We start from the raw sequence: 26,940 nt of genomic DNA, 5'->3' as shown, positions 1-26,940 counted from the left end.
GCGCCCCGGACGCGGGCACACCTGGGGCGACGGTCGGACGCGTGCGCATCATCCTCTTCACCGGCAAGGGCGGCGTCGGCAAGTCCTCGATCGCCGCGGGCACCGCGGCGCTGGCCGCCGCGGCGGGCCGCCGCACGCTGGTGATCTCGACCGATGCCGCGCACTCGCTGGCCGACGCCTACCAGGTGCCGGCCGGCTCGGTGGGCGCCGAGCCGGTGGAGGTCGCGCCGCGCCTGCACCTGCAGCAGGTGGACGCCCAGCTCCGGTTCGAGCAGTCCTGGGCCGACATCCAGCGCTATCTGCTCTCGGTGCTCGACGCGGCCGGGATGGACCCGGTCTTGGCCGAGGAGATGACCGTGATCCCCGGCGCCGAAGAGGTGCTGGCGCTGCTCGAGCTCCGGCTGCAGGCCCGCTCGGGCGCCTGGGACGTCATCGTCGTCGACTGCGCACCGACCGCCGAGACGCTGCGGCTGCTGGCGCTCCCGGAGGCGCTGGGCTGGTACCTGGAGCGTCTCCTGCCGATCCAACGTGGCCTGGTCAGGGCGCTGCGCCCGGTGCTCACCCGGGCATCGGGAGTGCCGATGCCGCGGGACTCGGTCTTCGACGCCGTCACCCGGCTGCACGACGAGCTGGACGAGGTGCGCGGGCTGCTCTCCGGTCCGGATGCCACGGTGCGGCTGGTGCTCACCCCCGAGCAGGTCGTCCTGGCCGAGGCCCGCCGGGCCTACACGAGCCTGTGCCTCTTCGGCTACCGGGTCGACGGCGTGGTCGCCAACCGGGTCTTCCCGGTCGACGACGCCGACCCGTGGCGCGCCGGCTGGGCGGCCGCCCAGTCCGAGGTGCTCGACCAGGTCCGGCAGTCCTTCGCCGGTCTCCCGCTGTGGCGGTCGGAGTACCAGCCCGGCGAGCCGGTCGGGGTGGCGGACCTGCGGGCGCTCGCTGCGGCGCTCTACGGCGACGACGACCCGCTCGCGCTGCCCGGCGGGGCAGGTCCGTTCCGGGTCGCGCGCACCGGTCGCGGCGACGCCGTGGTCCATCTGAGCCTTCCGTTCGTCTCACGTGCCGAGGTCGATCTCGCCCGCAACGGCGACGAGCTCGTCGTCACCGTAGGCTCGGCGCGACGACTGCTGACGCTGCCGGCCGGCCTGTCCCGGATGAAGGTGGCGGGGGCGCGGGTGCTCGACGGCGAGCTGCAAGTCCGGTTCACCCCGGCCAACGAGGAACAGGCGACGAGCCGAGGAGCGCGATGACCGACCACGAGGACGAGGTGGGCAGCGTCGCCGAGGAGGCGGCCAAGCTCTTCGGCGCCTTCGCGGACATGGCCCGCCAGCACGGTGTGGACGCCGCGGGCGGGGTCGGAGGACTCGCCGGTCAGGCGGCGGCGTTCACCCAGGACCTCCACGACCACCTGGCCACCGACGACCCGGAGTGCCGCTACTGCCCCGTCTGCCGAGCCGTGCACGTGGTGCGCAAGGCGTCGCCGGAGGTGCGCGACCACCTGATGTCGGCGGCCTCCTCGCTGCTGCAGGCCGCCGCCGGACTGCTGGAGACCGTGCCGTCGGCCGGCGACCCGGGTGACAGCGCCCCGCGCGGGGCGTGGAGAAGATCGACCTGGACGGCGCACCTGCCGGGACCGGGGACCAGGACGCCACCGGACCCGGTGGCGCCGGAGCGGACGAGGACGAGACCTGGTGACTGAGCAGAACCTTCCCGCCTGCGGGATCGACATCGGCGGCACCAAGATCGCCGGCGCCCTGGTCGCTGCGGACGGCACCATCCTGGCCGAGGACCGGGTCGAGTCGCCGGCCGCCGAGCCGAGCGCCATCGAGACCGCCGTGGCGGGCCTGGTCGGTCGGCTCGCCGACGGGCAGTCGGTGGCCGGGGTGGGGGTGGGCGCCGCCGGCTACGTCGACGCGGCCCGCACCACCGTGCGGTTCGCGCCCAACATCGCCTGGCGCGACGAGCCGCTGGCGGCCGACCTGGGCCGGCTCACCGGTCTGCCGGTGGTCGTCGAGAACGACGCCAACGCCGCGGCCTGGGGCGAGTTCCGGTACGGCGCCGGGCGGGACGTGGACGACCAGCTGATGGTCACCGTCGGCACCGGCGTCGGCGGCGGCGTCATCGTCGGCGGGCGGCTGCTGCGCGGAGCCTTCGGCTCGGCCGCCGAGATCGGCCACGTGGGCGTCGTACCGGACGGCGAGCAGTGCGGCTGCGGCAACCGCGGCTGCCTGGAGCAGTACGGCAGCGGCACCGCCCTGGTGCGGTCCGCCCGGGGCGCGGCGCGCGGCGACGTGATCCGGGCCCGCGCGCTGCTCGACCGCGCCGGCGGCGACCCGGACGCGATCACCGGACAGATGATCACCGCGGCCGCCCACGAGGGCGACCGGTTCGCGGTGGAGCAGTTCGAGCGGCTCGGCTACTGGCTCGGCTACGGGATCGCCTCGATCGGTGCGGTGCTGGACCCGGCGGTGGTGGTGATCGGCGGCGGCGTGAGCGAGGCCGGCCGCCTGCTGCTCGACCCGCTGCGCGACTCCTACCAGAAGGCCCTCTCGGGACGCGGCTACCGGCCGGAGGCCGAGATCCGCCCCGCAGAGCTCGGCAACCGGGCCGGGGTGATCGGCGCGGCCGACCTGAGTCGCGCCTGAGGCCCGGCGATGACGTCGAGCGCGATCCACGTCGGGGTCGACGTGGGAGGGACCAAGATCCTCGCCGTCGCCCTACGAGCGCCGGCGGTGGCGGGCGCCTGGGAGCCGGAGGCGGTGCGGACCGCGACCGTGCCCATGCCCGGACGCCTGGCCCCGACCGCGGAGATCGAGGCCGCGGTGCTCGCGGCCGTCGCCGAGGTCTGTCCCGACGAGCCGGCCGCGGGGGTGGGCCTCTCGGTGGCCGGACTGGTCGACGCCGCCGGCGAGCACCTCCGGTTCGCCGCCCACCTGCCGTGGCGGGCCGCGCCGCTGCGCCGCCGTTTCGCCGAGCTGCTGGGCACCCCCGTCCGGCTGGAGAACGACGCCAACTGCGCGGCGTACGCGGAGATCGTCGCGGGTGCCGCACGCGGGGTCTCCTCGGCCCTGCTGATCGCGGTCGGCACCGGGATCGGCGGTGCCGTGGTGCTCGACGGACGGGTGGTCCGCGGGGCGCAAGGCGGAGCCGGGGAGTTCGGCCACATGCAGGTGGTGCCGGACGGCCTGCCGTGCGAGTGCGGGCTGCGCGGCTGCTGGGAGCAGTACTGCAGCGGACGGGCCCTGGAGCGGGTGATGCGGGTCGCCGTGGGTGCTCACCTCGACGGTCCGGAGGTCGCCGCGCTGGCCCGGTCCGGTGACCGGGTGGCGCGCGAGGCGATCGCCTCGGTCGGCACCTGGCTCGGTGTCGGCGCCGCGGGCCTGGTCTCCGCGTTCGATCCGGAGACCGTGGTGGTTGGTGGCGGCGTCTCCGCCGTCGGGGACCTGCTGCTGGAGCCGGCCCGCCGCGCGCTGCGCGACTCGCTGCAGGGCAAGGACTTCCGCACCGTGCCGGCCCTGGTGCCGGCGAGGTTCGGGCCGGAGGCGGGCGCGATCGGTGCGGCGCTCTACTCCCTGGACGGTCCCGGGACGCCCGCCGGGTGACCGCAGCGCCACCGGTCGGTGCGGCGGCGGATCAGATCCGCGAGCCGTCGTCCCACGGGTCACGCGGAGTGCCCGGTGAGCGGGCCAGCAGGTAGCCGAACCCGCCGATGAAGCCGATCACCATCGCCCAGCCGAGCCAGACCGGGATGGTCAGCGAGGCGACCAGGCAGACCAGCAGCACCGCGGGGGACCCGAAGACGCCGATCCAGGCGAGCAGGCGGTCGAACGGCGGACGCGGCACGGGGGGTGGCGGCGGGGGACGTAGCGCTCCTCGTCGTCCAGCCACTCCGGCTGGTCAGCGGCCTCGCCGGCTGCCTCGCCGGCTGCCTCGCCGTCGGCGTCTCGGACCTCGTGACCCTCGTCGAACCGGTCCTCCGACCCGGCGTCCGCCGGGTCCTCGGCGGCGTCACCGGCGGCGTCGTCCAGCACGGCACGCTCGCCGTAGTTGGCCACGATCGCCTCCCAGGCGGCGTCCTCGGCCGACTCCCTCGGCTCGTCCTCGCGGGGCACGGAACTCAGGTTACTGCGTGCCTCCACTCGCTCCGTCGGCGTCCTCGACGTCCACGGCGTCGGCGGTGGGGCCGGTCGCGGTCACCCGGGCGATGAACGTCGCCGACTCCTCGAAGATGGTCGGCGCGTCGTGGTCGAGGGTGGCCACGTGGTAGGAGTCCGGCAGCGCGACGCGGGAGACGTCGGTGGAGCCGACGCGATCCAGGATCAGCGGTTCGCTGGCCCCGTCCACCACGTTGTCGACGTCCGAGCGCAGGTAGAGCAGCGGCGCGGTGACCCGAGGCAGGTCGTCGACCAGCGGGCGCCAGCCCTGCATCATCGAGTGCGCGGCCCGCAGCGGGGTCTTGGTGTAGCCGGACTCGGTGATGCCCGGCTTCTTGATGTCGCCGGCGATGCCCGGGAAGGAGCCGACGACGTGCTTCAGCACCGGCAGCAGCCGCACGTCCAGCCGCTTGGTCGCCACCGCCGGGTTCACCACCATCACGCCGGCGACCTGGTCGCCGCGGTCCGCGGCCAGCCGCAGCACCAGGGCGCCGCCCATCGACAGCCCGCCGATCACCACCGCGTCGTGCTCGGCGCGGAGCTGGTCGAAGGCGGCGCTCAGCTCGCCGAGCCAGTCCTCCCAGCGCCGGGTGTTCAGGTCCTGCCAGGTGGTGCCGTGGCCGGGCAGTCGCGGCACCACGACGCCGTACCCGAGGGCGGCGAGGTGCTCGCCCCACGGCTTCATCGAGGCCGGTGAGCCGGTGAAGCCGTGGCTGAGCAGCACGCCGATCCGGCGGCCGCCGGTCAGCTCGGGACGGGGTGCGGCGGTGAGCGGCTCGGCGCCGGGCATCAGGTCAGGTGTGGGCACGGGCGTGATTCTGGCACCGCCGGGACGACCGCGGGAGCCGATCGGGGACTACGCTGCTCTCGTCGGCCCGGATCGGGTCGTGGTCGACCCGGCGGTTGTTCGGGGAAAGGTGTGCTCCGTTGCTGTACTGGTTCCTCAAGTTCGTCGCCCTCGGGCCGCTTCTCAAGGTCGTCTTCCGGCCGAAGGCATCGGGCGTCGAGAACGTCCCGGAGGAGGGCCCCGCGATCCTGGCCAGCAACCACCTCTCCTACGCCGACTGGCTGTTCATGCCGCTGGTGGTGCCGCGGATGGTCCGGTTCGTGGCGAAGGCGGAGTACTTCACCTCGCCGGGGCTCAAGGGCTGGGCGCAGAAGACCTTCTTCTCGGGCACCGGCAACATCCCGATCGACCGATCCGGCGCGGACGCGGCCGCGGGCGCACTGATCTCCGCCAAGCGGGTGCTCGGCGAGGGCGGTCTCTTCGGCATCTACCCCGAGGGCACGCGGTCCCACGACGGCCGCCTCTACCGCGGCAAGACCGGCATCGCGCGCCTCGCCCTGGAGACCGGTGTCCCGGTCGTCCCGGTGGCCGTCGTCGGCACCGACCTGGTGGCGCCGCCGGGGAAGAAGTTCGGCCGCTACACCCGCCCGGTCGTCCGCTTCGGCAGGCCGCTGGACTTCTCGCGGTACGCCGGCATGGAGAACGACCGCTACATCCTGCGGTCGATCACCGACGAGATCATGTACGAGATCATGAAGCTGTCCGGTCAGGAGTACGTCGACATGTATGCGACGAAGGCCAAGGAGCTGTCCAAGAAGTCCGACGGCCCCGACCAGCAGAAGCTCGCATCCTGACCAGTTCGCACTCCCCGGCCGGGGCGGGCACCGCGGTGCGGGCCGCGCTCGCGGTCGAGTCGCGGATGTACCGGGCGCTGGCCTGGTTGCGGATCGCGCTCCTGGTCAACACGGTCGGGCTGAACCTCTACCGCGACAACTTCGACCACCCGACGGCCGGGTGGATCAGCGTCGGCGTGATGATCGCGTGGACCGGCTTCGCCCTGACCCGCTACCGGCGACCCGAGCAGCGGACCCCGGCGCTGTTGGTCGCCGACCTCGCGGTGGCGGCCGCGCTGATGGCGTGCACGCCGCTGGTCAAGGGACCCTGGTTCTCCGCCACCATCCCGGGCTTCTGGGTCGCCGGGGCGTTGTTCGCGTGGGGCATCCGGTACGGCTGGCGGGGCGGGCTGTTCGCCGGTGCGCTCCTCGCCACCATCGATCTCGTCGCGCGCGAGCACATCGAGCAGAAGGACTACAGCCTGGTCTTCCTGATGGTGCTGGGTGGAGCCACCGTCGGCTACCTGTGCGGGTCGCTCCAGGAGATGGCCGCCGAGCGCGACCTGGCCCAGCGGCGCGCCGCCGCCGAAGCCGAGCGCACCCGTCTCGGGCGGGCGGTCCACGACGGCGTGCTCCAGGTCCTGGCCCTGGTCCAGCGGCGTGGCGCCGAGCTCGGCGGGACGGGGCAGGAGCTCTCCCGGCTGGCGGCCGAGCAGGAGGAGGCGCTGCGCGCGCTGATCCGGGCCCAGGGGGCGGTCGAGACCGAGTGGCCGGTCGCGGCCGGCCCCGGCGAACCCGTCGAGGTGGACCTGGCCTCCGCACTCGGCGCTCTGGCCGCTCGGCGCCGGGTCGAGGCGGCGCTGCCGGGACGACCCGTGATGCTGCCCTCGGAGCCGGCAGGGGAGCTGCTCGCCGCGGTGGGAGCCTGCCTGGACAACGTCGCCCGCCACGTCGGCGAGGACGCACCCGCCTGGATCCTGCTGGAGGACCTCGGTGCCGAGGTCGTGGTCACCGTGCGGGACGAGGGCCCGGGGATCCCGGAGGGCCGGCTCGACGCGGCCGAGGCGGACGGTCGGCTGGGTGTCTCGGGATCGATCCGCGGTCGGCTGCGCGACCTCGGCGGCGAGGCACGTCTGGACACCGGTGGGCACGGCACCGAGTGGGAGCTGGTGCTGCCGCGCGGGGAGCCGGCGAGCGAGCGAGGAGCACGACGGCAGTGACCATCCACAGCGAGCACCCGTTCGCGGACCCGAACCCCGACCCGGCCCGGCGGCTGCGCGGTCGGCTCGGTGGCGCGGTGACCCTCTGGACCGCGGGCAGCGGCGCCACCCGGGCCGGGCTCACCGTCTCCTCCCTGCTCGTCGCGCTCGGCCCGAGCCCCCGGCTGCTGGCCCTGCTCGATCCGGACTCCGACCTGCTCGACGAGCTGGAGGACGCCGGCACCGGAGTGGTCCAGCTGCTCAGCTGGTCCGACCGTCAGCTCGCCGAGGTGTTCGCCGGTACGGCGCCCGCACCCGGCGGGCCTTTCCGGCAGGCCGAGTGGGTGCAGACCGAGCACGGGCCGCGCCTGGCGTCGGCGACGACCTGGGTCGCGGTGCGCCTGGTCGACCGGCGGGAGGTCGGCTGGTCCGTCGAGGTCACCGTGGAGGTCGAGGCGATCGAGGTCGGTGAGGAGGAGCCGGGTGGCGATCGCGCCACGCTGACCCATCGCCGCGGCCGGTTCGGGCGCGCCGACTGAGGTCGTGCACGGTGGTCCGCGGAGCTTCGCACTAAGGTCGCGGTATGGCTGATCCCACGCCGGCCGCGGATGCTCCCGACCCGCCGATCCGGGTGATGGTCGTCGACGACCACCCGATGTGGCGGGACGCGGTCGAGCGCGACCTGGTCGCCGCCGGGCTCGAGGTGGTCGCCACCGCGGCCACCGGCGCCGAGGCCGTGGCGCGGTTCCCGGCGGCACGGCCGGCGGTCGTCGTACTGGACCTGCAGATCCCGGCGCCGAACGGGGTCGAGGTGACCCGGACCGTGCTGGCCCACGACCCGTCGGCGCGGGTGCTGATCCTCTCCGCGTCCGGCGAGCAGGAGGACGTGCTGGAGGCGGTCAAGGCGGGCGCCACCGGCTACCTGGTCAAGTCGGCCTCCAGCAAGGAGCTGGTCGAGGCGGTACGACGGGTGGCCGGTGGCGACAGCGTCTTCACCCCGGGCCTGGCCGGCCTGGTGCTCGGCGAGTTCCGGCGCCTGGACCAGGCCGGCACCGAGCCGCAGGCGCCGCCGGGGGAGAGGCTCACCGAGCGGGAGACCGAGATCCTGAAGATGGTCGCCAAGGGACTCTCCTACCGGCAGATCGCCGAGCGCCTGGTGATCTCGCACCGGACCGTGCAGAACCACGTGCAGAACACGCTGCGCAAGCTGCAGATGCACAACCGGGTCCAGCTGACCCGCTACGCGATCGAGCAGGGGCTCGACGAGACCGACGGGGCCGACGGGGCCGGTGGGGTCCCATGACCCCGGAGCGTTGTCGCCGATGCTCCTCGGCCGACGGCACGGTCCGCCCCGTGCAGCCGGCGTCCTGAGGATGACGCTGTTCCCGGAGTTGTGCTGGGCGATGCTCCTCCACATCGTCGCTGCGCTCAGAGGTCGCCTCGGGCCGGGTGCGGCTTCCCGCCGCCCGGCGAGGCGTCGACCAGGTCGTGCGCGACGCCCCAGTCCCGGCGCAGCCGGGCCTCCTGCTCGACCTCGAAGATCTTCCCGCGCGCGGTCCGCCGCTGCAGCGAGCGGGTGGAGCGGTCCCGCAGCCGGTTCACCGCGCTGAGCGCGGGCCCGCCGGCGCGGATCACCGCGACCAGCGGGGTGCGCGGGATGTCGAGGTCGTCGGCGACCTCGTCGCCGAGGAAGATCCGCTCCAGAGCGCTCACCGCCGCCGGGGCGTGCCGGTGCAGCGGCCGTGGCAGCACCCCCTCGAGCTCGGGCACCAGGAACTCGGCGTTGATGCTGGCGACCAGGGAGCGGCAGTAGTCGTCGACCTCGGGGCGGGTGAGCAGGTAGATCTCCTCGAGCCGCTCCTGCTCCGCCGCGTCCCGGGGGAGCAGGGTCTCCTCGATGCCGAGCAGGTGTCCGATGTAGCGCCACCGGGCGTAGGCGGCGGCCTGCTCGGTCGGCAGGTAGGGCGCGCCGATCCGCTCCATCGCCCGCAGCGGGATCAGGGTGAACTCGACCAGCGTGTAGCCGAGGTAGGCCTGGCAGATCGGCTCGCCCCAGGCCGCCCGGTCCCAGTCCGGCCGCTCCCGCAGCGCGGCCCGGACCAGGGCGTGGATGATCCGCACCCGGACGGTCAGCTCGAACCCCTGGCCGAAGCGGGTGAGCCCGCCCGGCTCGCCGACCTGCTTGAGCCAGGAGCCGACCTCGATGGTGCGCGCGCCCGCGCTCTCGATGTAGCGACCGGTCATCTCCAGCGGGCGGGAGGCCGCGGAGTTCGCGTACCCGCTGACCAGGGAGGCGGCCCCGAGGGCGATGCCGGAGGCCCGGGAGTAGCGCGAGGTGTAGCGGGTGGCGTCCTCGATCGCCGGCAGGTCGAACCACTCCGGCACCGCGTCCAGCTCGTCGAACAGCGCGCGCAACGAGGCGGGTGCGTCCGGCACCTCGTCGATGCCCCGGCGGCAGGCGGTGCGCAGCATCCGCATCGCGCGTCCGTGGCCGAGCGCGGCGAAGTCGGCGACGAACGCGTCGGCGAGCGGGTCGCCGCGCCACATCGCGGCGAGGTAGTCGTCGGTGAAGGGACCGAACCGGGCCCGGGCCTCCTCGACCCGGCGCACGCTGGTCGGGTGCTGTGTCGGGTGCGCGGTCGGGCTTTCGGTCGGGCCCGCGGGCGGGACGGTGGGGCCACCCCCGCCCACCCCTCCGGTACGACGGATGCCGGCGTCTGCCTCGAGGCTCATGCCGTCGAGGCTAAAGTGAGGCGCTCTCACCTTCTACTCACTTCTGTTGCCGACCTGACGGGAGGGAGTCGCCGTGGCCCAGCGTGAACGCGCCCGTCCGCAGCAGGACCGCGCCGTGCACACCCGCGCTCTGTTGATGGCGACCGCGGTGACGATCCTGGAGACCGAGGGCGCCGACCGGCTGAGCACGGCCGCGGTGAGCCGTCGGGCCCACCTCAGCAGCGGGACGTTCTACCGCTACTTCAACGATCGCTCCGACCTGCTCGCCGCGCTGCGCGAGCAGATGGTCGCGGCGATCAAGGACGACCTGATGGAAGCCGTGGTGGAGGCGCTCGACCTGGACGTCGAACCCGCGCTGCGGCTGGTGGTCACCACGCTGGTCGACGGGTTCGAGGAGCACCGGGGCGTCCTGCTGGCACTGGTCGACCAGGCGCCCGCCGGCACCAACGCCAACCTGCTCCCCGAGATCGAGCGGGACCTGCGTCGCCTCGCCGCGCTGCTGCCGCGGCGCCACCTGCGCGACCTGCCCGCGGACCAGCTCGACGGCGTCGTCTTCATGCTGATGGGAGTGCTGGTGTCCACCTGCCTCCGGATCGCGCTCACCCCGCCGCCCGGCGTCTCCCGGGAGCGTCTGGTCGACCTGGCGGTGGCGATGGTCGGCGCCGGCTTCCGGTCCTGACCCCGCCGGTCGGGTCGGTGCCTATGCTGTCCGGGGTGGACGAGCGTGCGCTGCTGGAGATGGCCGACGACCTCTACGGGCGACCCCTCCCGGAGTTCACGGCGGCGCGCGACCGGCGCGCCAAGGAGCTGAAGGCGGACGGCAGCGACGACCTCGCTGCTGCCGTCAAGCGGTTGCGCAAGCCCAGCACGGCGGCCTGGGTCGTCGACCTGCTGGTGCGTCGCGACCGGGACCAGGTCGACCAGGTCCTCTCGGTGGGGGCCGCCCTGCGCGAGGCCCAGGCCGCGATGGAGGCCGGCGAGCTGCGCGCCCTGACCCGGCAGCGCCGGCAGGTCACCGCGGCGCTGGCCACCCAGGCGCGCTCCCGAGCCGCCGAGGAGGGTCTGCGGGTGACCGCGGCCGTCGCCGACCAGGTCGAGGCGACGCTGACCGCCGGCATGGTCGACGAGCTGTGCGGCCGGGCGCTGCGCAGCGGCCTGCTGGTCGCCGCGCTGGCCACCACCGGGGTCGACCCGATGGCGGAGGCCGATGTCGCGGCGGCGCTCGCCCTCCCGGAGGCACTGGGCTTCAGCGCCACCCCCCGCGAGGCACCGGAGCCGGGCAGGCCCGACCTGCGCGTGGTGCCGGACCCGGATGCCGCGCAGAAGGCCGTGTCGTCCGCACAGGAGCGGGTCACGGAGGCGGAGGCGGACCGCGCGGAGGCCACCGAGGCCCTGGCCGAACTCGACGCGGAGCGCTCCCGGCTGGAGGCCCGCACCCTGCAGCTGCAGGCCGAGCTGGAGGAGCTGCGGCGTCGTACCGGTGACGTGGAGGCGGAGTGCGAGGAGGTCGAGGAGGAGGCCGCGATCGTGGAGGAGGAACGCGACGAGGCCGCCGCCCGGGTGCGCCGGGCCGACGCCGACCTGGCCACCGCCCAGGAGGCGCTGGAGCGGGCCAGCGCGCGATCCTGAGACCGCTCCCGCGTCCCGGCCGCCGGCGCGGACCGTGACCCGGGTCACACTTCGCCGCTAGGGTCGAGAGGTCGCCTTGCGACGAACCTCACCCATCGAGCCAACCAGGGGTCTGCATGCGGGTCGGAGTGCTCACCGGAGGCGGGGACTGCCCCGGCCTGAACGCCGTCATCCGAGCAGTGGTGCGCAAGGGGGTGAACACCTACGGGTTCGAGTTCGTCGGGTTCCGCGACGGTTGGCGAGGTCCGCTCGAAGGGGTCACCGTCCCGCTCGGCATCGAGCAGTGCCGGGGGATCCTGCCGCGGGGCGGCACCATCCTCGGCTCCTCACGGACCAACCCGTTCGCCACCGAGGACGGCCCCGAGCGGATCGTGGCCAACCTCGCCGCCGCCGGGGTCGACGCGCTGGTCGCGATCGGCGGCGAGGACACGCTGGGGGTCGCCACCCGCCTGGCCGAGCAGGGGGTGGCCGTGGTGGGCGTGCCGAAGACGATCGACAACGACCTCTCCGGCACCGACTTCACGTTCGGCTTCGACACCGCGGTCAACATCGCCACCGACGCGATCGACCGGCTGCACACGACCGCGGAGAGCCACCACCGCGTGCTGGTGGTGGAGGTGATGGGTCGCCACGCCGGCTGGATCGCGCTGCACAGCGGCATCGCCGGCGGCGCATCGGCGGTGCTGATCCCCGAGGTGCCCTTCGACATCGCCCGGGTCTGCGACCACGTGGAGACCCGGTTCCGCAGCGAGTACGCCCCGATCATCGTGGTCTCCGAGGGCGCCGTCCCCGCCGACGGCAGCGGGATGACGCTGCAGAGCGGGGAGAAGGACGCGTTCGGCCACGTGCGCCTCGGCGGCATCGGCGACCGCCTGGCCAGCGAGATCGAGCATCGCACCGGCAAGGAGGCCCGTGCGGTGGTGCTCGGGCACATCCAGCGCGGCGGCACGCCCACCGCCTTCGACCGTTGGCTGGCCACCAGGTTCGGCCTCCAGGCGATCGACGCCGTCGCCGACGGAGAGACCGGGGTGATGGTGGCCCTGCGCGGGACCGCGGTGATCCGGGTCCCTCTCGCGGAGGGCACGGAGAAGCTCAAGGTGGTCAGCCCGGCGGAGTATGCGGAGGCCCAGGTCTTCTTCGGTTGATCCGCAGGGACGATCGGGGAGCGTCGGAATTCGCGGCGTCGTACGGCGGCGGGGCTGCTGGGCAACCCGGTCGGCCGGTGGCAGGGTGAGCACGACCGCCACCACACCAGTTCCGGTGGCGTCCTCGGACCACCCAGGAGGGCACCATGGCGAGTGAGAATCCGGGCCCGGCCCAGGTCGACGGAGGCGAGCAGCCCGAGGACCTGAAGCGGGTCCTCGGTCCCGGCCTGCTGCTCCTCTTCATCGTCGGCGACATCCTCGGCACCGGCGTCTACGCGGTCACCGGTCGGCTCGCCGGTGAGGTCGGTGGGATCGCCTGGCTGCCCTTCCTGGTCGCCTTCGCGATCGCCACGCTGACCGCGTTCAGCTATCTGGAGCTGGTCACCAAGTATCCGCAGGCCGCCGGCGCGGCGCTCTACGCGCACAAGGCCTTCGGGGTGCACTTCGTGACCTTCCTGGTCGCCTTCACCGTGGTGTGCTCCGGGATCACCAGCGCCTCCACGTCCTCGGGGCTGCTCGCCTCCAACCTGCTGATCGGCCTCGACGAGCTGCTGCCGGGCATTCCGACCGGGGACACCGCGAGCCTGCTGACGGCGCTCGCGTTCATGTGCCTGCTGGCCCTGATCAACCTGCGCGGGGTGGGGGAGAGCGTCAAGTTCAACGTGGTGCTCACCCTTGTCGAGATCGCCGCGCTCGCCATCGTGATCGCGATCGGGATGATCGCCATCGGCTCCGGCGACGGCAACCTCGACCGGATCACCGTCTTCGAGAACCCCGACGACAAGGGGCTCTTCATGGCGGTCACCGTGGCGACGGCGATCGCCTTCTTCTCGATGGTGGGCTTCGAGGACTCGGTCAACATGGTCGAGGAGACCAAGGACCCCGAGCGGATCTTCCCGAAGATGATGTTCACCGGGCTCGGCATCGCGGTGGTGATCTACATGCTCGTCGCCATCTCGGTGGTCGCGGTGATCCCGCCCGGCGACATCGCGACCCCGCAGAACGAGGACGCCGGCATCCTGCTGGACGTGGTCCGGGTCGGAGCGCCCGACATCCCGGTCGACAAGCTGTTCCCGTTCCTCACCGTCTTCGCGGTCGCCAACACCGCGCTGATCAACATGCTGATGGCCAGCCGGCTGATCTACGGGATGTCGCGGCAGCAGGTGCTCCCGCCGGTGCTCGGCAAGGTGCTGCCGCACCGGCGCTCACCGTGGGCCGCGATCATCTTCACCACCGTGCTGGCCCTGGGCCTGATCGTGGTGGTCCGGCTGCAGGCGGAGACCAGCATCGTCAAGGCGCTCTCCGGCACCACCGCGCTGCTGCTGCTCTCGGTCTTCGCCCTGGTCAACGTGTGCGTGCTGATCCTGCGCCGCGACCCGCCGGGCCGGTTCCGGGCGCCCACCGTGGTCCCCGTGCTGGGCGCGATCTGCTGCCTCTACCTGCTCGGGCCCTGGGCCCGGCTGGAGGAGGACATGATCCAGTACAAGATCGCCGCCGGCCTGCTCGCGATCGGGGTGCTGCTGTGGCTGCTGACGGTGACCTTCTACCGGCCCGAGGGCGGTCACTTCCAGGACATCGACCACATGGACGGCGACCCGAGCGACGACACCAGCACCGACGCCGGGCGGTGACCGGGCGCTGAGTCGGGGCGGGGACGGGCGCTCGGCGGTGTCCGCGGTTCGCCGCCGAGTCGGTCCGGAGGGTTGCGGCGCCGTACTCTGGTGCGGTGAGTGCCATCCCCAGTCTCGAGCAGTTGCACGCCCTCGGTGCCGCCCAGCAGCCGTCGTACGACGACGTTGCGGAGGTCGACCGGGTCGTGGGCCGGTTGCGCACCATGCCGCCGCTGGTCTTCGCCGGTGAGTGCGACGACCTGACCTCGCGGCTGGCCGCCGTCACCCGGGGCGAGGCGTTCCTGCTCCAGGGTGGCGACTGCGCCGAGACCCTGGCCGGCGTCAGCGCCGACAACGTGCGCAACAAGCTGCGGGTGCTGCTGCAGATGGCCGTGGTGCTGACCTACGCCGGCTCGGTGCCGGTGGTGAAGGTGGGCCGCCTCGCCGGCCAGTACGCCAAGCCGCGCTCGAAGGACACCGAGACCCGGACCACCCCCGAGGGCGACGTCACCCTCCCGGCCTACCGGGGCGACGCGGTCAACGGGTTCGAGTTCACCCCCGAGGCCCGGCGGCCCGACCCGCAGCGGATGCTCGACGTCTACAACGCCTCCTCGGCGACGCTGAACCTGATCCGCGCCTTCACCACCGGCGGCTACGCGGACCTGCGCGAGGTGCACACCTGGAACACCGACTTCGTGAGCGGCTCCCTGTTCGGTCAACGCTACGAGAAGCTCGCCGCCGAGATCGACAAGGCGATGCAGTTCATGCAGGCGATCGGCGTCGACGCCGAGGAGCTCAAGCGGGTCGACTTCCACTCCTCGCACGAGGCGCTGGTGCTCGAGTACGAGCACGCGATGACCCGGATCGACTCCCGCACGCAGGCGCCGTACGACGTCTCCGGCCACTTCGTGTGGATCGGGGAGAGGACCCGCCAGATCGACGGGGCCCACGTCGAGCTGCTCAGCAAGATCCGCAACCCGATCGGGGTGAAGCTCGGCCCGACCACCACCGCCGACGACGCGATCGCGCTGGCCGCCAAGCTCAACCCGGCCAACGAGGCCGGCCGGCTGACCTTCATCACCCGGTTCGGTGCGCAGAAGATCCGCGACGGCCTGCCGGACCTGATCGAGAAGGTCACCGCGTCCGGGCTGCAGGTCGCCTGGGTGTGCGACCCGATGCACGGCAACACCTTCGAGGCCTCGTCCGGCTACAAGACGCGGCGCTTCGACGACGTGATCGACGAGGTGCAGGGCTTCTTCGACGTGCACCGCGCCCTCGGCACCTGGCCCGGCGGCATCCACGTCGAGCTGACCGGTGACGACGTCACCGAGTGCATCGGGGGAGGCGAGGAGCTCACCGACGACGACCTGGCCAACCGCTACGAGTCGGTCTGCGACCCCCGGCTGAACCGGGTGCAGAGCCTGGAGATGGCCTTCCTCGTCGCCGAGATGCTGCGCCGCGCCTGAGCGACGCCCGGCACGCACGCTGGCCGCGTTCGGCGCCGCTCGACGACCGCTCCGCCTCCAAGGTCGCCTTCGCGGCGCCGCCTTGCCATCGCACGCACCGGACGCCGCTCAGGTGGGTGCGACGCCCGGCACGCACGCTGGCTTCGTTGGTGCCGCTCGACGACCGCTCCGCCTCCAAGGTCGCCTTCGCGGCGCCGCCTTGCCATCGCACGCACCGGACGCCGCTCATTCCTGCGCGTCGGTGACTGACCCGTCGCAGGTGCGGAGCGCGGTGTCGCCCATGATGGTCCCGTGATCGATCTGCGCTCCGACACCGTCACCCGCCCGACCCAGGCGATGCGCGCCGCGATGGCCCGGGCGGAGGTGGGCGACGACGTCTACGGGGAGGACCCGACCGTCAACGCGCTCGAGGAGCGGGTGGCCCAGATGTTCGGCCACGAGGCGGCGCTGTTCACCCCCACCGGGTCGCTGGCCAACGTGCTCGCGGTCGCCGCGGTGGTCCAGCCCGGCCAGGAGGTGCTCTGCGAGGCCCGGGCGCACATCGCCCGCGCCGAGCTCGGCGTCCACGGTGCCGTCTCCGGGCTGACCATGCGGACCTGGAGCCATCCCACCGGTGGCGTCGACCCGTCCGTGCTCGCCGACCTGATCGCACCGGATCTGGGGCCGTTCTTCGTGCGGACCGCGGCCGTCTCGGTGGAGAACACCCACAACTTCGCGGGCGGCACGGTGCTGCCGATCGCCGACCTGCGTGCGGTGCGTGCGGTGGCCGACGAGGCCGGCATCGCGGTCCACCTGGACGGCGCCCGGATCTGGAACGCCCACGTCGCCACCGGGACGCCGCTGATCGAGTACGGCGGGTGCGCCGACGTCCTCGCCGTCTGCCTGTCCAAGGGACTCGGGGCGCCGGTCGGCTCGCTGATGGTGGGCGGTGCGGACGCGGTCGCGGAGGCGAGGGTGCGTCGCAAGCGGCTCGGCGGTGGGATGCGGCAGGCCGGCATCCTGGCCGCTGCCGGACTGCACGCCCTGGACCACCACGTCGAGCGCCTCGCCGAGGACCACGAACACGCCCGCGTGCTGGCGAAGGCGTGCGGCACCGATCCGGACCGGGTGGCCACCAACATCGTCACCTTCGACCACCCCGACGCCGCCGGCGTCGTCGCCCGCGCCCGGGAGGCCGGGGTGGCCGTCGGGCTGGTCGGTGCGCGGACGGTCCGGCTGACCACGCACCTGGACCTCGACGCCGATCAGGTACGACGTGCGGCCGGCGTGCTCGCGAGGCTGGTGGGCTGAGCAAGCTGAGCCTGAGTCCACCCGGACGCCCCACCCGGAGGCGTCGTCCGGATGCCCGTCCGGAGACGCCGTCTCACCCGGTGACGCCGCCGAACCGAAGCTCGGAGATCGCGGTGAAGTCCTTCCCGCTCGGTCCCTTGCCCGGGGCGCTCACCTCGACCAGGGTCAGACGGACCTGCTCGGTGGTCACCGACTCGATCGGCGTGACCTGCATGGACTCCTGCTCGGTGAGGTCCTGGTCGACGCTGCTCCCGTCGTCGAACGTCCAGGTCACCGCCAGGACCCGTCGGTTGACCTGATATCCGTCGTAGCCGGGATAGGACTTCGCGTAGCCGTTGATCAACCCGATCTCGCGCAGCTCGACCGGTGCTCCGAAGTCGATCACCAGCTCGGATCCGGTGGCGTCCCCGGCCACCCGCCATGCGGTGCTGGGGTCGTCGTCGGTGAGGTTCTGCGAGCCGAAGGTGACGCGGTCACCGGTGCGGGCGTCGGTGCTGTCCGGGGCCGTGCCGGGGACCTCCACCGCGGAGACCTGACCGGTCAGGTCCTCGGTGGGCCGGTTGCCCGCGTCGACGGACTCCCCGTCCTCGTCCGGTGCGGCGGACCGGTCGGTCGGCCGGTCCTCGGCCACCGTGTCGTCGTCGATGACCCACACCACCGTCAGCACGGAGGCCGCCACCACGAGCAGCGTGAGGACGCCGATCACCGCCGGCCACAGCCAGCGGCGTCCGGCAGCGGGCCGCGGGTCGGCGCGCCGGTCGGTGGGCTGCGGGGCCGGAGCGCTCGGCGGCGCAGGCGCCGGCGGCGTCGGGGCACCGCTCTGCGTCGGGGCACCGCTCTGCGTCGGGGCACCGCTCTGCGTCGGGGCACCGCTCTGCGTCGGGGCACCGCTCTGCGGCGGCGCGCTCGGCGGCGGCCCCAGCGGCGGGGTGTCGGCGTACAGCGGATAGCGGGCCGCGGGCGGGTGCTGGCCGGAGGGGAGCGGCACCACCGGGCGCGGCCGTTCGGCGGTGTCGGTCAGGCGGTCGTCGCCGTGGTCGGTCGGGGTCGCAGGGTCGGTCACGGCGGGCCGCGCATCCACCTGCGCGCCGCAGTTGGTGCAGAATCGCCCCGTTCCGCGGCGGTGTCCGCAGTGCGTGCAGTACGACATCTCACTCCTGGGTGACGGCCCGGCCACCACGATCGGCTTCGGCTCGCGACCGGCCGATCGTGGGAGCCCGACGGGCCGGTCGAGGGGCCAGTTTGCCTCAGGCGACCACGTTCGCCACGATCGCGGACCTCAGTTGGACACGCCCCCGGCGGCCGCCGGCACCCGACCCACCAGGGGCGGCAGCTGCCGTGCGGCCTGGGCGAGGGCGCGGAGCTCGGTGCCGAGCAGGGCCTGCGGGCCGTCGCACAGCGCGGCCTCCGGATGGGGGTGGACGTCGACGATCACCCCGTCCGCGCCGACCGCGATCGCCGCACGCGACAGTGGCACGACGAGGTCCTTGCGCCCGGCCGCGTGCGACGGGTCGACGATGATCGGCAGGTGGCTCGCGGCCTGCACGACCGGGACCGCCGCGATGTCCAGGGTGTTGCGGGTGGCGGGCTCGAAGGTGCGGATGCCGCGCTCGCAGAGCACCACGTCCAGGTTGCCGCGCTGCGCGATGTACTCCGCCGCCAGCAGCCACTCCTCGATGGTGGAGCTGAACCCACGCTTGAGGAGCACCGGCTTCCCGGTGTCGCCGGCGGCCTGCAGCAGCCCGAAGTTCTGGGCGTTGCGGGTGCCGATCTGGAGCATGTCGGCGTGCTCGGCGACCGTCTCGGCGTCCCGGGCGTCGACCACCTCGGTGACCACCGGCAGACCCAGCTCGGAGCCGACGGTCGCCAGGATCCGCAGGCCCTCGGCGCCGAGCCCCTGGAACGCGTACGGCGACGTCCGCGGCTTGAACGCTCCGCCGCGCAGGATGGTGGCGCCGGCGGCCTTTGCCATCGTCGCCGCCTCCAGGGTCTGCTCCGGTGACTCGACCGCGCACGGCCCGGCCAGCAGCGTGAAGGTCGCCGGTCCGATCGGGACTCGGGCGGCGCCCTGGCCCACCCACACCGTCGACCGGTCCGGGTGGTGCTGCCGGCTGACCAGCTTGTAGGGGTCGGAGATGCGGTGCACGTCGGCCACGCCGGCGAGCGCGCGGAGGTTGAGTCCGTGGAAGGCATCGATGTCGCCGACCAGGCCGATGATGGTGCGGCTGACCCCTTGGGAGACGTTCGCCGTCCCGCCGGCGGACTCGACCCGCTCGACGACGCGGGCGACGTCCTCCGCTGTGGCGTTGGGTGCCATGACGACGACCATGTTCTTCTCCGTCTCTGTGCTGATCCCCGCCGAGCGGGGAGGTGGGGTGGGATCCGGTCACCGGTCCCGACAGCACGACGCCCCGGGCAGGTGCCGGGGCGTTGGAAGGTGCGGGGTCTAGCGCAGCAGCGGACCCACGCACCGGGTGTCGCCCGGCGCGTCGGTAAACCACGAGGTGCGCTGCATGTCGAGGAACCTAACGCACGATCCGGGATCGTCGTCGGCGTCGCCGGATGCCGGACACGCGGCCCGGGAACCTGCCCCGAGGCTCCCGGGAGGGCGACCCGGGCTCAGCGGACCGGCGCCTCGCTGCGCAGCTGCTTGAGCAGGGCGATGTCGGGGTCGTCGGCGTCCCGGGAGCCCGGTGTCTCCAGGATGAACGGGACCCCGTCGGTGGCCGGGTGGGCGAACAGCTCGGCGAACGCCTGCGTGCCGATGTGCCCGGCACCGATCTTCTCGTGCCGGTCCTTGAACGCTCCCCGGACGTCCTTGGAGTCGTTGGCGTGGATCAGGCGCAGCCGGCCCGGGCCGGCGATCTCCACGATCCGGTCCACGGTGGCGGTCGCGCCGCCGGGCTCGTCCAGCGGGGCGCCGGCGGCGAACACGTGGCAGGTGTCCAGGCAGATCCCGGCCCGCGGATGGCGCTCGACCGCGTCCAGGTAGGCACCGAGGTCGTCCACGCCGGCACACAGCGAGCGCCCCTGCCCGGCGGTCGGCTCCAGGAGCAGCCAGGGCGCCTGGTCGCCGAGTCCGTCGAGCGACTCCAGGGTCGGCAGCAGGCCGTCGTGCACCTGGCGCATCGCCGCCGCGTGCCGCTCCTCGCCGCCGTCGGGGTCGACGTAGGAGCCGGTGTGCACGACGACGCCCTCCGCACCGATCTCCACCGCGCGGCGCAGGTTGTGGGCCACCATCGCCACCGACCTCTCGTACGTCGCCGCGGTCGGCGAGCCGAGGTTGACGAGGTAGGGGGTGTGGATGAACGTCCGCATCCCGATCTCGGCGGCCTGGGCGCGGAACCGCTCGTCGACCTGGGGCCTGCCGGCCGACAGTGCCCAGCCGCGCGGGTTGCCGACGAAGACCTGGACCGCCTCGCAGCCCAGCTCGACGGCGTTGCGCAGGGCGCCGTCCGCGAGGTTCTTGCCGACCGGGACGTGGGTGCCGACGGGGCGGGTGGAGCTGCTCATCTCGCGAGAACCGTAGCCGGTGCCGTCCAGGCTCAGACCACGTAGACGGTGACCGTGCTCCCCTTGCGCACCTTCGACCCTGCCGGCGGGTCGGTGGAGTAGGCCAGCGATCCGTTGAAGTAGATGGCCGCGCGCTTGGTGACCACCTCGAGGCCGAGGGCCTCGAGCTTCTCCACGGCGTCGTCCGCGCTGTCGTAGAAGACCGAGGGGATCTCGACCAGCTCCGGCCCCTTGGACTCGGTGACGGTGACGGTGTCGCCGCGATAGAGGGTGCCGCGCGCCGGGTCCTGCGCGATGATCGCGCCCTCGGCGACGGTGTCGGAGTATTCGCTGGCCTCGACGTCGACCTCGAGACCCTTGCCCTCCCAGTACGCGGTCGCCTCCTCGACGTCCTCGCCGACCCAGTCCTTGACCTTGATCGGCTGGCGGCCCTTGCTGACGATCAGCCGGACCGCGGAGTCGACGGGGAGCTGCTTCGCCTTCGGCGTACCGAAGCGGGGGTCGGTGCGGATCACGTCGCCGTCGGGGACGGTCTCCGAGAACTGCTGCACGACGCGACCGACCACGAGCTTGGCCTCGGCGAGCCGGTCGCGCGCCTCGTCCTCGCCCATCCCGGCGACGTCGGGGACGTCGTGGAGCTCGGGCCCGCGGGACACGGTGAGGGTGACGGTGCCGCCGGAGAGGACCCGGTCACCGGCGCCGGGGTCGCTGCTGACCACGTCGCCCTTCGGGACCGAGTCGGAGTAGACCGGGTCGGTGTGCTCGACGGTGAAGCCGGCCTTCTCCAGGTCGGCGGTGGCGCTGGCGTCGCTCATCCCGACCACGCCGGGCGCGGAGGTGTAGCGGCCCCACCCGAACCAGTAGGCGCCGCCGCCGATCGCCAGCACGAGCAGCAGCACCAGCAGCAGCTTCACCGGCCGTCGCCGGCGCGGCGGTGCCGGCGGCACGTCGGGGTGGGAGATCACCTGAGTGCTCTCCGGTGCCGGAGGCGGCGGGCGGTCGTCGGGACGGGCAGCGGTCGTGGGCGGTCCGAAGAGCGCCTCGACCTCGCGCTCGTCCCAGAGCTCCTCGACGGCCTCCGGTGTGGTGTCGTCGGTGACCTCGACCACGGCCCGGGGCTGCGGCAGCAGGTCGGCGACCAGCTCGGGATCGTCGACGAGCCCGTCCCGCAACGCGGCCTGGACCCGGCGCACGTGGTGCAGCAGCACCCCGGCGTCGGCGGGTCGCAGGGTGTGGTCGCGGCTGGTCGCCCGGGCCACCAGCGCGTCGACGTACGGCGGAAGGCCGGGCACCCGCGCGGACGGCGCGGGGACGTCGTGGTGCACGTGGCGGTAGGCGACCTGGATGGGGGACTCGCCGGTGTGCGGCTTCACCCCGGTGAGCAGCTCGTAGAGCAGCACCCCGACGGCGTACACGTCGGCGCGCGGGTCCGCGGTCCCGTCCACCACGAGCTCGGGCGCGAGGTAGGAGACGGTGCCGATGAGCACCCCGGCGGTGGCGGTGTGCTGGGTGTCGGCGCTGACCGCCTTGGCCAGCCCGAAGTCGGCGACCTTGATCCGTCCGTCGTCGGCGATCAGGACGTTCTCGGGCTTGATGTCGCGGTGGATGAGGCCGGCGCGGTGTGCGCTGGCGAGTGCGGAGAGCACCGGGTCGAGCAGGGCCAGGGCCCGCTCCGGAGCCATCGGGGCCTCCTTGGTGATGGTGTCGCGCAGGGTGTGCCCCGGGACCAGCTCCATCACGATGAACAGGGTGCCGTCGCCGCCGGAGGGGTCCGCGTCCTGGCCCTGGTCGTAGATCGAGACCACGTTGGGGTGCGAGAGACGGGCGGCGGCACGGGCCTCGCGGACGAACCGGGTGGCGAAGGCGTCGTCGTCGGAGGCCGGGTCGCCCAGGCCGCTGTGCATGATCTTGACCGCGACGGTCCGGTCCAACCGAAGGTCGGTGGCCTCGTAGACGCTGGCCATCCCGCCGCGCGCGATCCGGGCACCGATCCGGTAGCGACCGTCGAGCACCCGGCCCGTGTTGGGGTCGCGGGCGGCCGCGGGCGCCTGGGCGTCGCGGTCGTCAGGTTCGTGCACAGCGACCTCCTGTGCGCGTGCGGGAGCCCCGGCGGGGAAGTGGCCGGGCGTCCCTCATCGTACGGCGTGGCCTGCGGCGACGACGGAGCCACGCCGCTGCGCGGGGGCGCGCCGGTGGGCCGGTGGCAGGGCCGCGGGCGTGCGGATCCGAGCACCGGTGGGGGAGGATGCACCCATGAGCGAACAGCGACTCGCCGACCACGACCTCGCCGTCCTCGTCGAGGACTGGCTGGACTGGGACCAGACCGCGGAACTGGTCGGGGTGACCCCGGCGAAGGTGCGGACCATGGTGCGTGACCACGAGCTGGCGTCGGCCGTGCCGGTGCCGGGTCGGGGACCCAAGGTCCCGGCGCTCTTCCTCGATGAGGAGGGCCTGCCGGTCAAGGGCCTGCCCGGGCTGCTCACCGTGCTCCACGACGCCGGTTTCGAGGACCGTGAGTGCATCGCGTGGATCTTCCTCGACGCCGACCTGCCGGGTCGCCCGATCGACGCGCTGCGCGAGAACCGCGGCTCCGAGGTCAAGCGGCGGGCGCAGGCCCTCGGCTTCTGAGGCGGCCCGGGGAGTCCGCCTCCCGCTCTCCGAACCTGCCCGGGCCCGACTCCGTCGGTGACCGGGCGGCAGGTGACCGGTGGGCGGGTGAGGGGTCAGTAGGTGCGCTGGGTCGCCGCTGCCGCGAGCTGCTCCAGCACCCCGCAGGCCCGCTCGTCCCAGCCGGCCTCGTCCCGGCCCGCGTGCAGGGCGGTCAGCGCCTGTCCGCTCAGCTCCTCGATGGTCCGCTCGACCCGCTGCCGTGCGCCGCTGCGCTCGATGATGCCGCGCAGCTCGTCGATCTCGTCCGCGGTCAGCGGACCGCCCAGGGCCGCGTCCAGGCGTCGGGCCTCCGCCGCCGGTGCCGCCGCCAGCGCGTGGGCGACGAGCACGGTGCGCTTGCCCTCGACCAGATCGTCCCCGGCCGGCTTGCCGGTGGTGGCCGGGTCGCCGAACACGCCGAGCATGTCGTCACGCAGCTGGAAGGCCTCACCCAGCGGGAGACCGAACCCGGTGAGCCGGTCCAGCGTCGAGAGGTCCGCGCCGGCGAGAGCGGCGCCGACGTGCAGCGGGCGCTCGATCGAGTACTTCGCGGACTTGTAGCGCAGCACGGTCATCGCCGCCTCCACGTCGGCATGCCCGCGGGCCTGGACGGAGACGTCGAGGAACTGGCCGGCGATCACCTCCGAGCGGCACAGGTCGAAGACGTCCCCGGCGGACGCGGTGCGCGCCGGCCTGAAGCCGGAACGGCGCAGCAGCTCGTCCGCCCAGGTCAGCAGCAGGTCGCCGAGCAGGATCGCCGCGGCGGCGCCGTACTGCTCGGGGTCACCGCGCCAGCCGTCGGCGCGGTGCTCGGCCTCGAAGCCGCGGTGCGTGGCCGGTCGTCCGCGGCGGGTGTCCGAGGCGTCCATCAGGTCGTCGTGCACCAGGGCCGAAGCGTGCAGGAGCTCGAGTGCCGCCGACGCGCGGCGCAGCGCCCGGGCGTCCTCGCCGTCGGGTACGCCGGCCACGGCGGCGAACCCCCAGTGGCAGAACGCCGCGCGGAACCGCTTGCCGCCGGACACCACGGCGGCGGCCTCGGTCAGGAGCCGTTCGGCGTCGGGTCCCAGCGCCGCCAGGCGAGCGGCCTGGAGGCTCAGGAAGTGGTCCAGCTCACTTTGGATCCCGGCACGGAAACCGGCCGGATCCCAACCCTCGTCCGTCACGTCGGGCAAGCCTAGTGGGCCACCTACACTCGGCCGCATGGCAACCGGTCCGGGGCATTCGTTGGGCGAGCTGATCGGCTCGGGCAACCGCTCCTTCTCCTTCGAGTTCTTCCCGCCCAAGGACGAGGCGGGCGAGGAGCAGCTCTGGGCGGCGATCCAGGCGCTGGAGCCCTACCGGCCGACCTTCGTCTCGGTCACCTACGGCGCCGGTGGCAGCACCCGTGACAAGACGGTCGCGATCACCGGCCGCATCGCCCGGGAGACCTCGCTCACCCCGATGGCGCACCTCACCTGCGTCGGCCACACCCGTGCCGAGCTGGAGGGCATCCTCGACTCCTACGTCGCCGAGGGCGTCAACCACGTGATGGCGCTGCGCGGCGACCCGCAGGAAGGCCCCCGCGCGGCGTGGGTGTCGACCGACGGCGGCCTCAACCACGCGGTGGACCTGGTCGAGCTGGCCCGCTCGCGCGGCGACTTCCGGGTCGGCGTCGCCGCGTTCCCCGAGGGGCACCCCTCGGCCGCCTCGCTCGACGCGGACGCCGACGTGCTGGTGGCCAAGGCCCGGGCGGGGGCCGAGTTCGCGGTCACCCAGATGTTCTTCCGGGCCACCGACTACTTCGCACTGGTCGATCGGGTCCGCGACCGAGGCGTCGACATCCCGATCCTCCCCGGCATCATGCCGATCCTGAACCTCGCTGCGATCCGCCGTCAGGGCGAGCTGATCGGCACCAGCGTCCCCGAGGACGTCGTGGCCCGGATCGCCGGTGCCGGCGACGCGCCGGGTGCCATCCGATCGGCCGGCATCGCGGTCGCGGCCGAGCTGTGCGAGGAGCTCCTCGCCGGTGGCGCTCCCGGCCTGCACTTCTACACGCTCAACCGGTCGAAGGCGACGCTGGAGATCTTCGAGGCGCTGCGGATCACTGTCTGACCCCGTCCCCGTCCCCGGCGTCGGCTCCGGTCTCAGGCCTTGCCGATGACCTCGGCGACCAGGGCGCCGGACTGGGTGGCGAACGGCACGCCCGCGCCGGGTGCGCCGTGGGCTCCGGCCACGAGCAGACCTTCGACGGGCGTGGTCGGCCCGAGCCGGCGTCGTACCGTGCCGCGGCCCTGCCAGAGCACCCCGTGCGGCGAGCCGCCCCACTGCTCGACGAGCTCGCGCGGGGTGCGGTCGACCCGGGTCACCACCTGGTCGCGTACGTCGAGCCGGTGGCGGGCCAGTGCGGTGAGCAGGTCCTCGGCGATCTTGCCGCGGCCGAACACCGTCCACGCGGTGCCGCCGTCGGGTGCCCGGACTCCCGGACGCACCACCAGCAGCGGGTCGGCGTGGAACACGACCTCGTGGTCGAGGTCGGGCACCGGCCCGGCGAGCCCGACGTGCGCCATCACCGGGGGATGGCCGGCATGGTCCGCGCGACCAGCGGCGCCAGCGTGGGGAGCCGCCGGGGATCGACGGCGACCACCACGTGGTCCGCGTCGATCTCACCCTCCGGTGTCCGTACGGCGACGGCGCGACCGGCCCGGACCACGACGTCGCTCGCCTCGGTGCCGGTCAGCACGGTCACCTTCCGGGTCGCCATCCGGGCGCCGAGAAGCTCGGCGATCCGCCCCATGCCGCCGACGGGGCGCCAGGCGCCGAAACACTGCTCGAGGTAGCGATCCACGCCGACCCAGGACGGCACGTTGCGCAGGTCGTGACCGTCGGCGACGGCCGGGTGCCCGGCCACCATGGCGAGCCGTTCGTCCCTGAAGTCGCGCCGCAGTCGCTTGTGCAGGGTCTCGCGGAGGTCGAAGAGGTCGCCCAGCTCGCGGGGCGTGGCGCTCTTGGTCACCGGGTCCCAGGGCACCTCGACGTAGTGGCGCCGCAGCACCTCCCAGACCGGGGCGTAGCGGTCGACGTGCCGGGCCCAGGTCTCGCCGAGCCCGGGAGCGAGGGCGTCGAAGGCGGCGACCTGGCCGGCGCGCGAGCCGCCGGGCAGCGAGACCGCGGTGCCGTCCTCGAAGCGGTGCTCCCGGATCACCGGCAGCGGCTCGAGGTCGGCACCGAGCTCGTTCTCCAACGGGCGGCCGGACTTGCGGAAGAGGTCGCGCAGGGCGGCGGGGAGGAGGGTGGCGCGCGGGCCGGCGTCCCAGGCGTAGCCGTCCTGCTCGACCGGCAGGAGCGCGCCGCCGACCCGGTCAGCCGCCTCGACCAGGGCGACCTGGTGGCCCAGCTTGGCCAGGCGCGCCGCGGCGGCGAGTCCGCCGATGCCGCCGCCGACCACGACGACCCTGCTCACGCCACCTCCAGCGGGGTGCCGCCGGTGAGGGCGAGCAGCTCGGCGTGGGTGGTCGAGAACACGGCCGCGGGGTGTCCGGCGGCCGCCCAGACGGTGTCGTGCCGCTCCAGCCACGGGTCGAGGTAGGTCGGGATCGGTGCCGGGTGCGCGATCGGCGACACGCCTCCGATCACCTGGCCGGTGTGCGTGCGGACGAACTCCGGCTTCGCCCGGCGCAGCCGCGCGCCGCCGAGGGCGGCACCCACCCGGTCCACGTCGACCCGGTGGGCGCCGGAGGTCAGGATCAGCACCGGCGCGCCGTCGGCCTCGAACAGCAGACTGTTGGCGATGGCGCCCACCTCGCACCCGAGCGCCTCGGCGGCGAGTGCGGCCGTGTGCACGCTGTCGGGCAGAATGACGATCCGGCCAGTGCCTCCGCGTCGGCGGTGCTCGGTGCGGAAATGACTGATCGAGGGGTGGTCCACCGACATGGGGCCGACCCTATCCGGCACGA

At 73.6% G+C, this 26,940-nt stretch carries 28 protein-coding genes; 16 read left to right on the top strand and 12 right to left on the bottom strand.

Annotation, left to right across the window (positions count from 1 at the left end; genetic code table 11):
- The first annotated feature begins 41 nt into the window (after window positions 1-41).
- The 4 genes from FIV43_RS08865 to FIV43_RS08850 are packed head-to-tail and all read left to right on the top strand — an operon-like array spanning window position 42 to window position 3,602.
- The gene (locus tag FIV43_RS08865; protein WP_141013832.1) at window positions 42-1,250 is read left to right on the top strand and encodes an ArsA family ATPase; all 1,209 of its coding nucleotides are present in this window, start codon (window positions 42-44) and stop codon (window positions 1,248-1,250) included.
- On the top strand, window positions 1,247-1,699 hold the full coding sequence (locus FIV43_RS08860; protein WP_141013831.1) for a hypothetical protein: 453 nt from the start codon (window positions 1,247-1,249) through the stop codon (window positions 1,697-1,699). The genes FIV43_RS08865 and FIV43_RS08860 overlap by 4 nt, the downstream gene beginning before the upstream one ends.
- Window positions 1,692-2,645 (top strand): ROK family glucokinase, encoded by a 954-nt coding sequence (locus tag FIV43_RS08855; RefSeq protein WP_231123862.1) that lies wholly within the window; start codon window positions 1,692-1,694, stop codon window positions 2,643-2,645. Before FIV43_RS08860 ends, FIV43_RS08855 begins: the two co-directional genes overlap by 8 nt.
- Before the next feature lie 9 nt (window positions 2,646-2,654).
- Complete coding sequence (locus FIV43_RS08850; protein WP_141013830.1) at window positions 2,655-3,602, top strand: ROK family protein; 948 nt, start codon at window positions 2,655-2,657, stop codon at window positions 3,600-3,602.
- 31 nt (window positions 3,603-3,633) lie between these two features.
- Here FIV43_RS08850 and FIV43_RS20930 read toward each other — a convergent pair whose 3' ends face one another.
- The 3 genes from FIV43_RS20930 to FIV43_RS08840 are packed head-to-tail and all read right to left on the bottom strand — an operon-like array spanning window position 3,634 to window position 4,962.
- Window positions 3,634-3,783 (bottom strand): hypothetical protein, encoded by a 150-nt coding sequence (locus FIV43_RS20930; RefSeq protein WP_181407733.1) that lies wholly within the window; start codon window positions 3,781-3,783, stop codon window positions 3,634-3,636.
- Window positions 3,753-4,112 carry a hypothetical protein gene (locus FIV43_RS08845; RefSeq protein WP_141013829.1) on the bottom strand — a complete coding sequence of 120 codons (360 nt, stop codon included), beginning with the start codon at window positions 4,110-4,112 and terminating at the stop codon, window positions 3,753-3,755. The genes FIV43_RS20930 and FIV43_RS08845 overlap by 31 nt, the downstream gene beginning before the upstream one ends.
- 10 nt (window positions 4,113-4,122) lie before the next feature.
- Window positions 4,123-4,962 carry an alpha/beta hydrolase gene (locus FIV43_RS08840; RefSeq protein ID WP_231123861.1) on the bottom strand — a complete coding sequence of 280 codons (840 nt, stop codon included), beginning with the start codon at window positions 4,960-4,962 and terminating at the stop codon, window positions 4,123-4,125.
- A 119-nt stretch (window positions 4,963-5,081) separates the two neighbouring features.
- Between FIV43_RS08840 and FIV43_RS08835 the strand changes: the two genes are divergently transcribed.
- From FIV43_RS08835 to FIV43_RS08820, 4 genes are read left to right on the top strand one after another with little or no spacing between them, the layout of a single operon-like run.
- A complete protein-coding gene (locus FIV43_RS08835; RefSeq protein WP_141013828.1) occupies window positions 5,082-5,795 on the top strand; it encodes a lysophospholipid acyltransferase family protein in 714 nt (237 codons plus the stop codon).
- Between the two features lie 35 nt (window positions 5,796-5,830).
- Window positions 5,831-6,994, top strand: a complete 1,164-nt coding sequence (macS, locus tag FIV43_RS08830) for a MacS family sensor histidine kinase (RefSeq protein WP_231123860.1) — start codon at window positions 5,831-5,833, stop codon at window positions 6,992-6,994.
- Window positions 6,991-7,512 (top strand): flavin reductase family protein, encoded by a 522-nt coding sequence (locus FIV43_RS08825; RefSeq protein WP_141013827.1) that lies wholly within the window; start codon window positions 6,991-6,993, stop codon window positions 7,510-7,512. Before macS ends, FIV43_RS08825 begins: the two co-directional genes overlap by 4 nt.
- A gap of 44 nt (window positions 7,513-7,556) precedes the next feature.
- The gene (locus FIV43_RS08820) at window positions 7,557-8,276 is read left to right on the top strand and encodes a response regulator (RefSeq protein WP_141013826.1); all 720 of its coding nucleotides are present in this window, start codon (window positions 7,557-7,559) and stop codon (window positions 8,274-8,276) included.
- Between the two features lie 125 nt (window positions 8,277-8,401).
- On the opposite strand, the gene FIV43_RS08815 is transcribed toward FIV43_RS08820, so the two are convergent.
- The gene (locus tag FIV43_RS08815; protein ID WP_141013825.1) at window positions 8,402-9,706 is read right to left on the bottom strand and encodes an oxygenase MpaB family protein; all 1,305 of its coding nucleotides are present in this window, start codon (window positions 9,704-9,706) and stop codon (window positions 8,402-8,404) included.
- Window positions 9,707-9,779: 73 nt separating this feature from the next.
- Here FIV43_RS08815 and FIV43_RS08810 point away from each other — a divergent pair, with 73 nt between their 5' ends.
- The 6 genes from FIV43_RS08810 (at window position 9,780) to FIV43_RS08785 (ending at window position 16,846) form a co-directional block, all read left to right on the top strand.
- Window positions 9,780-10,385 carry a TetR/AcrR family transcriptional regulator gene (locus FIV43_RS08810; RefSeq protein ID WP_141013824.1) on the top strand — a complete coding sequence of 202 codons (606 nt, stop codon included), beginning with the start codon at window positions 9,780-9,782 and terminating at the stop codon, window positions 10,383-10,385.
- 35 nt (window positions 10,386-10,420) lie between these two features.
- Window positions 10,421-11,335 carry a hypothetical protein gene (locus FIV43_RS08805; protein ID WP_231123859.1) on the top strand — a complete coding sequence of 305 codons (915 nt, stop codon included), beginning with the start codon at window positions 10,421-10,423 and terminating at the stop codon, window positions 11,333-11,335.
- 116 nt (window positions 11,336-11,451) lie between these two features.
- On the top strand, window positions 11,452-12,480 hold the full coding sequence (locus FIV43_RS08800; RefSeq protein WP_141013822.1) for a 6-phosphofructokinase: 1,029 nt from the start codon (window positions 11,452-11,454) through the stop codon (window positions 12,478-12,480).
- Between the two features lie 146 nt (window positions 12,481-12,626).
- Window positions 12,627-14,111 carry an APC family permease gene (locus FIV43_RS08795; RefSeq protein ID WP_141013821.1) on the top strand — a complete coding sequence of 495 codons (1,485 nt, stop codon included), beginning with the start codon at window positions 12,627-12,629 and terminating at the stop codon, window positions 14,109-14,111.
- 95 nt (window positions 14,112-14,206) lie between these two features.
- Window positions 14,207-15,556, top strand: coding sequence for a class II 3-deoxy-7-phosphoheptulonate synthase (locus FIV43_RS08790; protein WP_141013820.1), 1,350 nt, complete (start codon window positions 14,207-14,209; stop codon window positions 15,554-15,556).
- 291 nt (window positions 15,557-15,847) lie between these two features.
- On the top strand, window positions 15,848-16,846 hold the full coding sequence (locus FIV43_RS08785) for a threonine aldolase family protein (RefSeq protein WP_141013819.1): 999 nt from the start codon (window positions 15,848-15,850) through the stop codon (window positions 16,844-16,846).
- 73 nt (window positions 16,847-16,919) lie between these two features.
- On the opposite strand, the gene FIV43_RS08780 is transcribed toward FIV43_RS08785, so the two are convergent.
- The 4 genes from FIV43_RS08780 to pknB all read right to left on the bottom strand — a co-directional run bounded on the left by FIV43_RS08780 (window position 16,920) and on the right by pknB (window position 22,437).
- A complete protein-coding gene (locus FIV43_RS08780) occupies window positions 16,920-17,909 on the bottom strand; it encodes a discoidin domain-containing protein (protein ID WP_141013818.1) in 990 nt (329 codons plus the stop codon).
- Window positions 17,910-18,125: 216 nt separating this feature from the next.
- Window positions 18,126-19,163, bottom strand: coding sequence for a 3-deoxy-7-phosphoheptulonate synthase (aroF, locus tag FIV43_RS08775; protein WP_231123858.1), 1,038 nt, complete (start codon window positions 19,161-19,163; stop codon window positions 18,126-18,128).
- 302 nt (window positions 19,164-19,465) lie between these two features.
- Window positions 19,466-20,359, bottom strand: coding sequence for a deoxyribonuclease IV (locus FIV43_RS08770; protein ID WP_141013816.1), 894 nt, complete (start codon window positions 20,357-20,359; stop codon window positions 19,466-19,468).
- Window positions 20,360-20,391: 32 nt separating this feature from the next.
- Complete coding sequence (gene pknB / locus FIV43_RS08765) at window positions 20,392-22,437, bottom strand: Stk1 family PASTA domain-containing Ser/Thr kinase (RefSeq protein WP_141013815.1); 2,046 nt, start codon at window positions 22,435-22,437, stop codon at window positions 20,392-20,394.
- A gap of 175 nt (window positions 22,438-22,612) precedes the next feature.
- Between pknB and FIV43_RS08760 the strand changes: the two genes are divergently transcribed.
- Window positions 22,613-22,987 carry an Rv2175c family DNA-binding protein gene (locus FIV43_RS08760; RefSeq protein ID WP_141013814.1) on the top strand — a complete coding sequence of 125 codons (375 nt, stop codon included), beginning with the start codon at window positions 22,613-22,615 and terminating at the stop codon, window positions 22,985-22,987.
- 95 nt (window positions 22,988-23,082) lie between these two features.
- Here the strand turns inward: FIV43_RS08760 and FIV43_RS08755 are convergent, their stop codons facing one another.
- Window positions 23,083-24,171, bottom strand: a complete 1,089-nt coding sequence (locus FIV43_RS08755; protein ID WP_231123857.1) for a polyprenyl synthetase family protein — start codon at window positions 24,169-24,171, stop codon at window positions 23,083-23,085.
- Between the two features lie 37 nt (window positions 24,172-24,208).
- On the opposite strand from FIV43_RS08755, the gene metF reads away from it, so the two are divergent.
- Window positions 24,209-25,099 carry a methylenetetrahydrofolate reductase [NAD(P)H] gene (gene metF, locus FIV43_RS08750; RefSeq protein WP_141013812.1) on the top strand — a complete coding sequence of 297 codons (891 nt, stop codon included), beginning with the start codon at window positions 24,209-24,211 and terminating at the stop codon, window positions 25,097-25,099.
- Window positions 25,100-25,131: 32 nt separating this feature from the next.
- Here metF and FIV43_RS22230 read toward each other — a convergent pair whose 3' ends face one another.
- The 3 genes from FIV43_RS22230 to FIV43_RS08740 are packed head-to-tail and all read right to left on the bottom strand — an operon-like array spanning window position 25,132 to window position 26,917.
- Complete coding sequence (locus FIV43_RS22230) at window positions 25,132-25,554, bottom strand: hypothetical protein (protein WP_231123856.1); 423 nt, start codon at window positions 25,552-25,554, stop codon at window positions 25,132-25,134.
- Window positions 25,554-26,447, bottom strand: coding sequence for a phytoene desaturase family protein (locus FIV43_RS08745; RefSeq protein ID WP_231123855.1), 894 nt, complete (start codon window positions 26,445-26,447; stop codon window positions 25,554-25,556). The genes FIV43_RS22230 and FIV43_RS08745 overlap by 1 nt, the downstream gene beginning before the upstream one ends.
- The gene (locus tag FIV43_RS08740) at window positions 26,444-26,917 is read right to left on the bottom strand and encodes a YbaK/EbsC family protein (RefSeq protein ID WP_141013811.1); all 474 of its coding nucleotides are present in this window, start codon (window positions 26,915-26,917) and stop codon (window positions 26,444-26,446) included. The genes FIV43_RS08745 and FIV43_RS08740 overlap by 4 nt, the downstream gene beginning before the upstream one ends.
- Window positions 26,918-26,940: the final 23 nt, after the last annotated feature.

The sequence above is a fragment of the Nocardioides sambongensis genome (assembly GCF_006494815.1).
Taxonomy (GTDB): domain Bacteria; phylum Actinomycetota; class Actinomycetes; order Propionibacteriales; family Nocardioidaceae; genus Nocardioides; species Nocardioides sambongensis.
Note: the sequence above shows the minus strand (reverse complement) of the source record. Positions and strands in the feature narration are given on the sequence as shown.